This is a genomic window from Chitinophaga filiformis (assembly GCF_900102545.1).
GTDB classification, from domain to species: Bacteria; Bacteroidota; Bacteroidia; order Chitinophagales; family Chitinophagaceae; genus Chitinophaga; species Chitinophaga filiformis.
In genome coordinates, this window is sequence record NZ_FNBN01000003.1 from 1,346,383 (window position 1) to 1,359,542 (window position 13,160).

Annotated in this window: 9 protein-coding genes; 5 read left to right on the forward strand and 4 right to left on the reverse strand. The window is 42.8% G+C overall.

Going from position 1 to position 13,160, the window contains the following annotated elements:
• Positions 1 to 4 precede the first annotated feature (4 nt).
• A complete protein-coding gene (locus BLR32_RS17610; RefSeq protein WP_176842326.1) occupies positions 5 to 1,405 on the forward strand; it encodes a RagB/SusD family nutrient uptake outer membrane protein in 1,401 nt (466 codons plus the stop codon).
• Between the two features lie 69 nt (positions 1,406 to 1,474).
• Positions 1,475 to 2,575, forward strand: a complete 1,101-nt coding sequence (locus tag BLR32_RS17615; RefSeq protein ID WP_089834096.1) for a TlpA disulfide reductase family protein — start codon at positions 1,475 to 1,477, stop codon at positions 2,573 to 2,575.
• A gap of 54 nt (positions 2,576 to 2,629) precedes the next feature.
• Here the strand turns inward: BLR32_RS17615 and BLR32_RS17620 are convergent, their stop codons facing one another.
• The 3 genes from BLR32_RS17620 to BLR32_RS17630 all read right to left on the reverse strand — a co-directional run bounded on the left by BLR32_RS17620 (position 2,630) and on the right by BLR32_RS17630 (position 5,678).
• Positions 2,630 to 3,352 carry an AAA family ATPase gene (locus BLR32_RS17620; protein WP_089834097.1) on the reverse strand — a complete coding sequence of 241 codons (723 nt, stop codon included), beginning with the start codon at positions 3,350 to 3,352 and terminating at the stop codon, positions 2,630 to 2,632.
• 237 nt (positions 3,353 to 3,589) lie between these two features.
• Complete coding sequence (locus BLR32_RS17625; RefSeq protein ID WP_089834197.1) at positions 3,590 to 4,612, reverse strand: endo alpha-1,4 polygalactosaminidase; 1,023 nt, start codon at positions 4,610 to 4,612, stop codon at positions 3,590 to 3,592.
• Positions 4,613 to 4,949: 337 nt separating this feature from the next.
• On the reverse strand, positions 4,950 to 5,678 hold the full coding sequence (locus BLR32_RS17630) for a DUF1963 domain-containing protein (protein ID WP_089834099.1): 729 nt from the start codon (positions 5,676 to 5,678) through the stop codon (positions 4,950 to 4,952).
• Between the two features lie 280 nt (positions 5,679 to 5,958).
• Between BLR32_RS17630 and BLR32_RS17635 the strand changes: the two genes are divergently transcribed.
• Complete coding sequence (locus BLR32_RS17635; protein ID WP_245705454.1) at positions 5,959 to 6,159, forward strand: DUF2905 domain-containing protein; 201 nt, start codon at positions 5,959 to 5,961, stop codon at positions 6,157 to 6,159.
• Between the two features lie 225 nt (positions 6,160 to 6,384).
• A complete protein-coding gene (locus BLR32_RS17640; protein ID WP_089834101.1) occupies positions 6,385 to 7,332 on the forward strand; it encodes a hypothetical protein in 948 nt (315 codons plus the stop codon).
• A gap of 66 nt (positions 7,333 to 7,398) precedes the next feature.
• Here the strand turns inward: BLR32_RS17640 and BLR32_RS17645 are convergent, their stop codons facing one another.
• Positions 7,399 to 8,148: a hypothetical protein gene (locus tag BLR32_RS17645; protein WP_089834103.1), complete on the reverse strand. Its 750-nt coding sequence runs from the start codon at positions 8,146 to 8,148 to the stop codon at positions 7,399 to 7,401.
• A gap of 755 nt (positions 8,149 to 8,903) precedes the next feature.
• Here BLR32_RS17645 and BLR32_RS17650 point away from each other — a divergent pair.
• Positions 8,904 to 13,148: a DUF5977 domain-containing protein gene (locus BLR32_RS17650; RefSeq protein ID WP_143011504.1), complete on the forward strand. Its 4,245-nt coding sequence runs from the start codon at positions 8,904 to 8,906 to the stop codon at positions 13,146 to 13,148.
• Positions 13,149 to 13,160 lie beyond the last annotated feature (12 nt).

Below are 13,160 nucleotides of genomic sequence, written 5' to 3' on the forward strand. Positions count from 1 at the left end.
GAACATGAAAACGACAAATCAGTATAAACGCCTCGTCTTCACAATTGGGATGGTATGTTTGTTATGCGCCTTACCCTCGTGCAAAAAATATCTTGCTATCGATCCGCCAAAGGACCAGATAACATCTGAGGCTGTTTTCAGCAGCGCATCCAATACGCTTGCTGCAGTGAATGGCTTGTATACTTTTGCTTTTACTCCGGCGAATTTCCTCAACTATCAGGGCGATTTCCTGCTGGGCATCACAGCCGATGAATTTGAGTACGGGCAGAATTATTATGATGAGTTCATGAACAACAGTATATCTCCGGCCAATTATGACCTGGGCGGCATATGGAGTTTATTTTACCAGATCATCTATCAGGCGAATGGCATCATAACGAAAGTACCGGGGAGCCCTGTTGCAGACAATTTAAAGGCGCAATACATCGCAGAAGCAAAAGTATTCAGGGCCTTCTGTCATCTTTATTTAATGAGCTATTTTGGAGACGTTCCGCTGATCATGACCACAGATGTAACGGTGACCGCTAAGGCCCCGCGGACACCTAAGGCCGATGTACTGAATGCGATCATTGCTGATCTTAAGGATGCAGAGGCTGCACTACCTACAAATACTGTGAGAAATGGCCGTTGTAATAAATGGGTGGCTACTGCGCTGCTGGCAAGGGCTTATCTTTATCAGAAGAGTTGGGCTGATGCAGAGGCGAAAGCCAGTGTATTGATTGCAGATTCAGCCGAGTTCAGACTAGTGAAGGATCTCAACGGTGTTTTTTTAAGAGGCAGTATGGAGGCTATCTGGCAGATAAATACGACAGGCGTTACGAATAACAACTATACTTATGCTGCGGGAGTATATGTTCCCACGGATAATACTTCTTTGTCGTACGTTACAAAAATGCGCCCGGAACTAGTCAACGCATTTGAATCAGGCGATGGCAGGAAAGCTGCCTGGGTGGGAGAAGCAAACGTTTCCGGTACTTCCTTTAATTATAATAATAAGTATAAGGCTGTTACTACACCCGCAGATGCATCGGCTATTGAAGACTATATGCTGTTAAGGCTGGCCGAGCAGTACCTGATCCGTGCTGAGGCAAGGGCGCAACAGCAAAACCTGCAAGGTGCTATCAGCGATATTAACGCGATACGCGCAAGAGCAGGTCTTGCCGGTATAAGCGATAATACGGCTCAAAAAGATGTGCTGCTGGCTATTGAACAGGAGAGAAGGGTAGAGCTGTTTGGCGAAGGCTATGGGCATCGCTGGATCGATCTGGTACGTACAGGACGAGTGGATGAAGTAATGATGGCAGAGAAACCGGGTACTTGGAAGGCGACTTCCTCATTATTTCCTATTCCTGCCACAGAATTGGCTAATAACCCGGCGCTTACGCCCAATCCTTCCAATTTCTAAAGATGAAAGAGTTAAGTAGTGTTTCAGTTGGATTGAACACGACCATGTGTTTTTAAAAATGCAGAGCAGATGAAAAAAATAATAGTATCGATCATGATGTCGTTGCCGGTAATAGCGGCAGGGCAGTCGAACAGATTCACGATCCTGGGTAAAATAGGTAAATTAGATCGTCCTGCGAAGGCCTATCTATCGTATAATTCAGGAGATCATTTCATTCTTGATTCAATACCGTTGAAACGAGGCGTTTTCCATTTCGAAGGGACTATCGGGCATCCGTCGAGGGGTACGGTTATTATTGATGAATGGGGCGTAGGTGTACGCAATGTGGCTCCTGAAGGTCATTTCAACTGCTATATTGAACCGGGTGTAATAAAGGTAGAAAGCCCGGATTCCGCTAGTCATATAAAGATCAGCGGAACAAAACTGAATACAGACCTGGCACGATTGAGGCGTGCAATACAGCCAATATCAGATAAGCTGTCCATACTGCATGCGAATGATACCAATGACGTGCATACCCGGAAGGCTTTGTTGCAGCAGCGGAAAGACATAATGAAACAGTTTATTAAAGACAATCCTGCCAGCCTGGTTAGTTTCGATGCGTTAAAAGAATACGGAGGACTGTTGCCAGATCCTTTCCAGGTGGAACCGGTGTATGCCTTGTTATCTGATTCATTGAAGGCAGATAAAGATGTACAAGCTTATTATGACCTGTTGCAGGACCTCAAGAAGACGGCTATCGGAGAAGTGGCGCCTGATTTTACGCAGACAGATACAGCGGGTAACAATGTATCGCTGCATAATTTTAGGGACAAGTATGTACTGCTGGATTTCTGGGCAAGCTGGTGCGGTCCTTGCAGGCATGAGAACCCTGCGGTGGTACGTGCTTTTAATAAATATAAAGACAAGGGATTTACTATTGTAAGCGTCTCACTTGATGCGCCGGGGGCTAAAGCGAAATGGATGAAGGCTATTCATGATGATGGTCTTACAGGCTGGACACACTTGTCTGATCTGAATTTCTGGCAGAATGAAGCAGCTAAGTTATACAGCATACGAAGTATACCTCAGAATTTCCTCCTGGATAAAGAAGGACGGATCATTGCAAAGAATCTCCGGGGAGAAGACCTGGACACGAAGCTACATGAAGTATTAGACAGTGGACATTGAACAACCGGCCGCATAGCAATATGCGGCCTTTTTGTATACATCTGTCTGCCGCAGCTAAGATATACGAACCTCCTGCCTCGCCTCCAGTTCTGCAATCAATTTGCTTTTGACGACAGTAAAGGTGTAATCTCTTGCTTCGGCAAATGAGATATTATATTTCCGTTCTATGTGCTGCATGTGCTTCGGAAACCGGGATAATAATTTATCGTAATACTCATCCAACATCTCCTGTGTGGGCATCTGAAAATCGACTCTTAACTGAAATCGTCTTAACAATGCGGTATCAATAATTTCAGCATGATTGGTAGCGCATAGTAATAAGGCGTTCTCAGGATAATAATCGATCAGCTGTATGAGTGTGTTTACCAGCCTTCGCATTTCGCCTACATCCTGATCGTCGTTATCTCTCGCTTTTCCTATCTGGTCAAATTCGTCCAGGAAGAGAACCGCTTTTTCCCGGCCTGCTTTGTCAAATACCTGTTTTATGTTCTGTGAGGTTTCGCCGATACGTGCGCAGATGATATTACTGAGGTTCAGTATCAGGATATTTTTACCAAGGGCCTGTGCAATAGCTTTGGCGGTCATGGTTTTACCACAGCCGGAGCTGCCGTGAAGTAATATTTTGTTATTTACAGGCAACCCGTATTGGTGCAGTTCCTCTATATAGGTGTGCTCTTTGATGAGCTGTACAATCTTTTCCCTATTGGATGCTTCAAGGAATATATCGTTGAATGACACCTGTTCTTTATCGTTAATCAGAAGATCAAATACGTTCATTAGTATAGCCAAATAACCGATTACAGGTAGTCGTTTTATTTTTGCTGCTATGGGACTACCTTCACCAAAAGCCACGCAAAGATACAGATATATGGATTGTCAGGATAGGGCAGTTTTAAGAAAGACAGGTAGTCCAGTCTGAAAGAGCATATTTGGGGGATTTAGAAAAGAGAAGATGCAGTATCGCTAAGCGTACTGCATCTTCTCTATATCGTGCCAGTAAAAAAATAAGATGTCTTAGTTACCTTCAAAATATTCGAATCCGTCGATAATATCGAGATAAGCACCATCAAAGTGACTGTTCAACAGTTTCTTTGTATAGGAATTATCATTACCGTAGATGACACTTTTCCAGTTGGCGTTCCAGTACTGTACTTTGTAGTTGCCTTCCCAGTCAGGGTTTTCTGCTACGATAAATGGCGGGTTGCCCACTTTCCAGGTGCTCTGCCAGTAATAGCGGTAGTCTTCAGCTTCGCCGATGGACATGTAAGCAATCACCAGGCGTTTACCACCGTTGGCCTTTGTTTTAAGCTGATCAATCTCTGCTGCCGTAAAGGCAGTATTGTTCAGGAAGAGATCCATGAGGATCACGTCATAATTCTTCGTTTTTACGGAGTCGATGAACTGTTTCTTAGAAGAGAATTTCTCCGGGTTGATCAGGTACAGGAAATTCTTTGCCTGTGAAAGGCTGGTAATGTTGGTGCTGTTCACGTTGTAAGGCTGGGCCGGGTAAGAGGGGATATTATACAGTTCCCGTTTATCCGCGGCAAAAGAGATGTAGCCGTTCGTGTTGTTGGAACTGTAAGACTTATCCATGTTGGTCTTACTGGAGCAATAATCTGTTACCATTACTTTTTTGCTGGTCTTGATCCTGTTAAGGAATTCACGCAGGTACAGGTTATCCTCGGAAGGAGTCGGCTTATTGTCGTCTTCATAGCCGAAGAAGAGGTCTTCCTGACCAACGCCGTCAATAGCGTTCAGGTAGGCTTGTACCAGGGTACCGTCAGATTCTCCATTGGAAGAGATCAGTTCTATCCCGTTTTGCGGAATAATGGCGAATTGCGAATTCTGTGCCTTGGCATACTGGCTGATGCCAATTACAAAGTTTCGCATTTCCTGCCGGTAGTCAGTAGCAGCAACCTTTTGCAGTTGATTTTGTTGTTCACTGGATGTTGAGGGACCGGTGTTTTCTGTTTTTGAGCAGGATAGGATGCTCAATAGCATGGGCAATGCAAACAGTACTTTGTTTCTGGTTTTCATGGCGTATAATATGGTATAATCAGGATAACGAAACATCCATCCAGTTGGTTTTTGAAAGAGGATGCATCGCATTTTCATTGCGAAGGTATTCGTTTGAGGGATATAAAATGTCGATGAAACATTTTAAAATACGGGCAAGTGTAGGTGCCAGTCGATAAGATATTGAATTATAGTCAGGGTTGTTCTAAAAATACTGATAGTAATACGTCTGCCAGATACGGGTTTCCATGATGGAATATTGCGTTTAGATGCAATTGCATATCCTTACCTTTATCTTCGGTTGGGATATGCAATTGCATGAGGAAACCTGTATTTATTTTGACAGGAAAGTGAGTGCTTAAGACTGTCCCCAGGCAAATTCACAGTTATCAAAGATCCTGTTTCCCAAATCGCTTTTCGATATCAGCACGCTGAATACGCCTACATCATTGAAGTCATTTTCACCAACCTGTAACAGCACCACCTTATCTGAAAAAGAGATCTCTTCTATCTCCTCCTGTCCAAGCTGGCAATGTGTGTAGATGCCAAATATTTTTGATTTGTCGCTACCGGCAAAATAATCCCAGAGCATTCCGTCTTCATTGGCGTCCTCCATTTCTTCTTCGTCTTCTGCCTCGTAGAATCTTTCGGAAAGGGTTTCAGTGCCGGCAAAAACCTCGTCTACCAACATACCGGAGAAGAAATTATCCTCATGCTCTTTTATATGCCGGACCAGGTCTTTGTTATCTATGTCAGCGTAAATCACTTTGCCGGTATCTGTCAGGATGTCTGCAAAGAATATCAGTTGACCGGACTTAGGCAGCAGGCCTGTCTTGTCGAAGGGTGAGAACTTTGAGAGGTCCAGTTGTGCGGCAAAACGCAGCCCCTGAGGATATGTTATACCAGGAGGAAGATCAACGACAGGACCGCCATATCTTGAGTGACCCAGGGGAATCTCTACTTCAGTATGCTTTTTGTAGTTCCCCTGGCTGAGCAGGATATCTGGCATGTTAATGGACGCTCCATAATAAAGGGTTTTGTCGCCGGTGAACTGTATAATATCGAATACTTTTTCGTTATTGTCCATATATTGATATTTAAAGGTTTTTAACAAAGGATCGGCTTGAAGTTAATCACATTGTACTCTTTCTCCTGCAAACTGTGCCCGGCTATTATTGCCGGCCGGTACTATCAAGGCGAAGATAATATCAAATAAATATGAAGCCAAGCAAGCAAAGAAAAAAAAATTGATAACAGAAATGCAATGTGTTGTCATTGATTTTCCCGGTACATAGATGTGGGAGGGCATAGGCTAAGAAAGGGAAAAAGCATAATTTCGGATGATGGAACGTATTGGCAAAACGATAATGCTTATTGGGGCGTTGCTAATTATAGCAGGACTGCTTGTGTGGCTCCTGGGTGATAAGCTGCGCTTTCTCGGGCGTTTGCCCGGAGATATCAGGATTGAGCGGGAAAACTACCGGATATATATTCCTATTACAACAATGATTTTGGTTAGTGTGGTACTTACGTTGATCTCATGGGTAATACAGCGTTTTGTAAAGTAATTGCCAGGCAGCCACAAATTTAGATTTTTGATAATCTTCCCGACCGGATGACTCCCTGGACATTCGCGATATATAATTCTCCCAGACCTTAACCTTTTTTCTACTTCAGTGTTATTAACCAGGAACCGATACACCCAATAACCATTATAAAAGCAGTTTAAGACCTCAAATGCTGTTTTTTAAAAAAACAATACCACACATTCATTCACACTTTAAACCCACATTATGAAAAGGATTGTATTAATAGGCAACAAATCCTGGGAAGTTGAACCTATTTTAAATGCGTTACTGAACGTGAGAATCCGTCCTCAGGAACTTCCGAATCCCACACTGCTGAACTATCCATGGACTTTCCCTCAAGGCACTGCAAAGCCTCGCGCCGTATGGGACTCGTACCAGCAGATCACCATTGAACTCTGGTGTGTGCAGGATATCATGGACCCTAAATGGAATCCTTCCAGTTCGCAGGGCAAACATGAATGCCTGCCGAAGATACTTCAGTACCGCGCGGAAAAACCGGACCTGGTGGTTGCGTTAGGCACAGCTGCGTTGGGCCTCAATGGTGGCAACAATAACGGCTGTGTCGTGTTCGGTAGCAATATCTTCATTCACAACTATCATCCAAATGGAGAGAATGCGCAAAGTCAGTGGGATGATCCTGCACATTTTGAAAAAGTGCTTCCTTCTGCAGTCAATGCGAATATCTTCAGCCGCCTGGATGCTGCTACCATCAAATTAATAGAACAGCGTTTATTGAAGCCTTACCTGAACCCATCGGCTAATATTAGCGTTTTGTCTGATAAAGACTATATCGGCGTAAGTGTGGTGAATATCACGAACTATGCGGATTACCAGTATTCTGACGAGGCCGGGTTGAAAGCATTGGCAGATACCGGTAATACGCTGCCTGTTGGTTCTGTGGAAACTACCCATGGCGTTATACGCCTGTTGTGTGATGCACCGTTCCTTTTTATCTCCGGTATAACTGATCGTGTGGGATATTTTGCTGATGATGTGGATGGTACAGATGCAAATGGTAATGTGAAAACAGAGGCGCAGAATTTTACAGCTGCGTTTAATATCGGCGTTTGCCTGAGCCATCTGATCCCGAAAATGGCAGCGTTTGTGGCGGCTCCATTGACAAAAACATCGAGAGTGACTGAAGAAGCATAAAAAGAAAACCGGGGTTAGCGGCCCCGGTTTTCTCTTTATATAAGAATATGTTAATTAAGATAGCGATCAAAACTTGATCTGCAATTTCTGGGAAACAAGTTTACCGTCTTTATAGTACTCATAAAACCACTCCCCATTGTTTTTGAATACAACGCCGTTGTATGCTCCTTCGCTTATAAAATAATCAGCCATGGACGTTTTGAGCAGTGTCATCACTTTTTTCGGGGTAGTATCAATCAACTGATATCCATTAGGCGTTGCCTGTGCATATAAGGTGCCTGTTGCTTCCGTAACTGCAACTGGTGTAGGTGCCGGAGCGGGAGCAACGGGAGTAGAAGGTAAGGGTGGTTGTGCTGCAGTCACCGGTTGTGGTGGCGCCAACGACACACTGTCATATTTATAAGGCACATCGTTCAGCGATGAAAAGGCATCTCTCAAAGCAAATTCATAGGCAACCTGATATTCTTTCTCCCTGCTTTTGCCTTCCTTGCTTTTGAAGATGATGTTACCCTGGCAGTCTTTCAGAAGCAGGGTAAGGTTTGTCACGAATAACCCTTTTTTCTGTACTACCTCAGTTTTAAGTGCATTACAGGGATTGGCAGCCATCTCAGCCGGCATTTGTTCACTGCTCATAACGGCAGTAAATCCCTTTTCCTGCAGCAGGAATTTGGTCAGCGTATTCAATCCGTACTGGTTATCCATCTTGAAGAAATCATACCTGTCTGGTACGAGGACGTATTTGTAATTGTTGATAGTTTTCTGTGAATATGCTGTTCCGGCAAATAGTAAGAAAATAAGTATTGCGTATGTTTTCATATAGTGTTCTGGTTCAAATTATAGTGAAAATATACAAAAAAGCTGGAAAACTGGTATTATGCAGACAAGGACATAGGATGCTTCGCATGGGATGTTCCCAACGCACATACAATGCGTTATCAGTGGCTTTCTTTGGGTGTTACTTTCAATTAATAATTTATAATATGCATACAACTAATGTGTTATGTGTTTTATCATGCCGTTTTATCACCTTTGCGCCTAGTTGAAATTTGATGTTGCCCTGTATCCTTTGTCAGGCTTCCTATACTTTGTTGGAGCATTGTCACTTTTCCTTAGTCCATATGAAAGATTGGATTGTTATAAGCTTCTTATAATAAACCTGCGCAGGCCTTATTGGCTCTTATCATGCTGATATGATGTACGAGGCCCTGGGTAGCAGTTTTCAAAAGCATCTGAATTACCGGAGAAATACTTATTCCGGGTAATGCAGCGATTAGTGCATGTAAAACAGTAGATGAAAATTTTCAGGGACAATTTTTATAAACAATCTCAATACCAATGAAATCAATCTGAAAAGAAAATTGTTTGAATGCGAAAACTCAAAGTGACAAAAACCAAATAGAATCTGACCAAATTAAGGAGTCGTGCAGACTCTGAATCTAATGATATAGGACGCTATACCTAAACTTTTTTAAATAATGAGCAAGTTTTCTGTACGTTCAATTTTTTGCGTACCATTTATAATATGTTTGCTGGGGACCTACATTGCAAAGTCTCAGTCTAAAGCCGGCAGTTTGAGCAATGGTTTTATCCCGGAGGTTGTACCGCCATCGCCTACAGCCGCATCCCTTGGAAAATTTGGTGCATGGCCTGTTAGTTATTACACAGGTGTCGCTAATGTCAGCGTTTCAATTTACGATGTAAAGGAAGGTAAACTGTCGTTGCCAATATCACTGGGTTATCATGGTTCCGGAGTGAGAGTCGAAGAAGTGAGTGCCGGTACCGGTGTAGGTTGGACTTTAAATGCCGGCGGAGCCATCACGCGTACGATAATTGGATTGGCGGATAATGATCCAAATGGATACCTGACCAGATTGAAATCGGGGATTGTTTTACAGGATAATTACGCCTTGAACAACGTTAACACCTTCCTGTACTTTAATAAGGTAACTGATGGGGAAATTGATACAGAGCCGGATGCTTACTTTTATAACTTCAATGGCCGCTCCGGAAAATTCTTCTTTGACGAGAAAGGTAACTTTCATAGTATTCCTGAGAATGCACTTAAGCTGACGAAAAATCCTTTCATGTCCGGCAGTGCTGCGAATATCTGGGAGATTGTTGATGAAAGTGGAACGATTTACACTTTTGGATCAACGGATGGTGTTTCCGGTGGAGTAGAGCAGACAAGGATTGCAGATGGATCCCCTGGAAGCTTTGAATTTTTTGATAATGCCTGGTATCTGACAAGTATTATATCGGCTGATAAAAGCGATACAATATCATTGCAGTACGTAGATAAGAGCGAATCTTATACGCTCAAATCAACTCAGTCATTAAAAGAGCTGACAAGCCCAATGACTTACCAGCCTGCTTTGAATTCTTCCTGGACCACTATCCTTCATACATCAACTGTTTTGTATAACGGAACGCCCAACAGTGATCCTATGAATACCCGTCAACTGACGACTGGGAAGGGAGGATTGTCTTCTATAAGGTGGTCGCAGGGCGAGGTCAGATTTAAGTCAAATACTGCCCGGCAGGATATGTTGTCGGGAACTTTATTAGATAGTATAGAAGTTGTTGCGACGGGTACAGGGAGTCTGGTTAAGAAATTCCTCTTTCAATATTCCTATACCGGTAATCGCTATTATCTTGACTCTGTATCTGAATACAACAAAAGCCGTACAGACAAGATGACACATAGTTTTTACTATTACTCTGGCCTTCCATCCAGGTTTTCTAATTCACAGGATCACTGGGGATATTTCAATGGCGCTGGCAATAGTAACCTGCTTCCGAACAACAGTAAATTGCAAACAATCTTGTCTGCAAATAGGGAGCCTGATGAAGCTGCCATGAAGGCAGGAACGCTGTGGCGGATAAAATACCCGACGGGGGGATATACAGATTTCGACTATGAAGCACATCGATATCAGGCGAGTGTAACTCCCGGTGCACCTACTACCGTTGTCGGATCGAATACGATATGGGTCAGCAACTATAATCCCAAAATGCCCAGAGGGTTTGATAGTACAGCTACTTTTGTCGTGACTGAAACGCAGAGCGATGCTACAATTGAAATTGAATTTACAGACTATTTCAAACCACCGATGAAGGATCGCGCATGGCTTCCTTATGTAAAGCTGGAACGGCTGAGTGGCTCAACCTATGTACAGACTAATTATTGGAATGCTTTTGATCTGTTCCCCGGTGGTAATATTCCAGCTAACCCCGATGGGTCTTACAATGTCATAGTGCCTAAAACTACATTTAATCTTCCTTCAGGATCTTACAGAATTACCGTCGATAATACATGCAGTTATTTTGATTGTGGAGAAGAATGGCAAAAGGGACATATTCTGGCTGGTATCACATTCAGAACACAGTCAACTTCTACGACGCCGGGTGCCCCGCCGCCACCTATTGCTGGTGGTTTAAGGATCAAAAGCATAAAGAACTATGATAATATAGGCACGGCTCCTGTAGAAATTAAGAAATTTGAATATTCTCCAGGCATCTTGCTGACCTATCCTGCTTACATTCATTACTATGCTGTTGATATGTGGGGTTCATCTGAGCAAATGTATGATTTGTGTAAAACGAATTTTGCAAATTACATAGAAGAGACTAGCAGCAGTCAGGTGATACTTGGTGTAACACAGGGCGCCTCCGTTGGATACCAGGAAGTGAGGGAATATAACGTGGATAATAACAGCATAGATAACGGTTATACCAAATATAATTATTTGTTTACGGCTGACTCCTCCAATAGCTACTACTTCGATCACACATATTGGCCTGGACTGGATATAGCTGCTGCTAATAATTCCATTCCTGTTAATAACTATGATTATAAAAGAGGATTGCTGTCAGAGAAAACTGTATATGTGAAGAAGGGAAGTAGCTATGCGCCTGTCAGCCGTGTTAAGGACGAATATGCGTTTAATGACGGAGATACCACCCTTCTTTATCGCCGATTGAAAGCCTTGCGTGTTAAAAAGTTAAGAACTGTTTTATATCCCTGTGGCAATGAGCAGGATGGTTATTTTATTCCAGCCACAGACGAATATAAGAACGACTATGGATATGGAATATATAACCTGGTAACATCATGGGTGCAGAAAACTTCAACTGAAGAAACAATGTATAACCCGGATGATGGAACATCGTTGACGTCACTGACGAGGTATTATTACGATAATAAGAAACATCTTGGCGTTACCAGAACAGTGACGACTGATAGTAAGAATCAGACTTTTACTACCTATACTAAATATCCGGATGAGATGGTGAGTGGAGGAAGTACTGTGCCTTATTCGGATATGGTTTCGCGCAATATGATTGGTAATGTAGTGGAACAACGGATTGTAAAAAATGATACTGCTGAAATAAGCAAGGAGCGGATCAATTATGCGGCATTTACCAGTGCCTTAATTGCACCATCTAAATTAGAATCGTCAGTTTTAGGCAATCCACTTGAGGAGAAGGCCAGCATCCAGCTTTATGATGCTTCTGGTAACATTACGCAGTATCGTGAAAGGAATGGCCTGTCGAGTGCTTTAATATATGATTACAATAATAGCCTGGTAGTAGCCAAAGCTGCCAATGCAGTGTTAACAGATATTGCTTATAGTGGCTTTGAAACGTCTTCTACAGGAAACTGGCAGATGGGGACTGCAAGAAATACCACAACATCTCTGACGGGAAAAGCTTCATATACATTGTCAGGCGGAGATATTGGTAAGACGGGACTTGACGGTACCAAAACATATATGGTTTCATATTGGGCTAAAGGTGCATCTGCCACCGTGAATGGGCAATCAGGTACAGCTGGAAAGACAATTAATGGCTGGACATTCTATCAGCATAAACTGGCTGCAGGAGCCACTACTATTACTGTAAAGGGTACTGTAATAATTGATGAACTGCGACTGCTTCCACAAAATGCGATGATGCAAACATTCGTTCATGATCCTTTGATAGGAATGACAGCTCAGAGTGATGCCAATAATGCAATTTCCTATTTCGATTATGATGGCTTTAACCGGTTGTTGCAGGTCAGGGACGCATACGGTAATATTCTTAAAAGGTATGAGTATAGTTATGTGCGACCTGTAAGTCAGCCAACCACTTCTATTTACTTTAATGTACAGAAGGTGGCGACCTTTAAAAAGAATGACTGTACTATCGGGGATGGGTCAGTGCTTACATATGTTGTTCCGGCCGAGAAATATAAGTCATATGTTAGTCAGGCTGACGCAGATGCATATGCAGATGCCGAGATCAATGCAAATGGTCAGAACTATGCAAATACTACTGGTACCTGTAATTTCTATAATGTAGCGAAAAGTAAGGTTTTCACTCCCACGACCTGTGGATTAGGGTATGTCGGTAGCCCTTATAACTATGTGGTACCGGCCGGGCGATATATAGTGCAAACCAGTCAGGCTGCAGCAGATTCATTGGCGCAGCGTGAGATAGACATATATGGACAGAGTTATGCTGACTCGCATGGGACTTGTGTTCCTGATCCTACTGCAAACTTTTTTGTAGGTGAATGTCCTACTGCCGGAGTGTCTACATTTTCTGTGACTATTACGAATATTAACGGTGTGGTGTTGTATCAGTATGAGTTCAAGGGAATTGGAGATCCGGTATTACCATACAAAGAAATGTTACCTGCAAGTAATAGTTATGTGGTGAAGATACAAGGTATGCAGCCTTTCAACGCAATAGTAAATGGTGTTGAGCAGGCGGTTTCGGGAGTTAAATCCTGGAATGTATCCACGCCTATTATTATCGAAGTCTATAAATAGTCGAATTATATA

Bases quoted from the DNA above. Each gene is read 5' to 3' on its own strand.
- BLR32_RS17615 (WP_089834096.1), top strand. From the start codon at position 1,475: ATGAAAAAAATAATAGTATCGATCATGATGTCGTTGCCGGTAATAGCG.
- BLR32_RS17630 (WP_089834099.1), bottom strand. From the start codon at position 5,678: ATGGACAATAACGAAAAAGTATTCGATATTATACAGTTCACCGGCGAC.
- BLR32_RS17635 (WP_245705454.1), top strand. From the start codon at position 5,959: ATGCTTATTGGGGCGTTGCTAATTATAGCAGGACTGCTTGTGTGGCTC.
- BLR32_RS17645 (WP_089834103.1), bottom strand. From the start codon at position 8,148: ATGAAAACATACGCAATACTTATTTTCTTACTATTTGCCGGAACAGCA.
- BLR32_RS17640 (WP_089834101.1), top strand. From the start codon at position 6,385: ATGAAAAGGATTGTATTAATAGGCAACAAATCCTGGGAAGTTGAACCT.
- BLR32_RS17610 (WP_176842326.1), top strand. From the start codon at position 5: ATGAAAACGACAAATCAGTATAAACGCCTCGTCTTCACAATTGGGATG.
- BLR32_RS17620 (WP_089834097.1), bottom strand. From the start codon at position 3,352: ATGAACGTATTTGATCTTCTGATTAACGATAAAGAACAGGTGTCATTC.
- BLR32_RS17625 (WP_089834197.1), bottom strand. From the start codon at position 4,612: ATGAAAACCAGAAACAAAGTACTGTTTGCATTGCCCATGCTATTGAGC.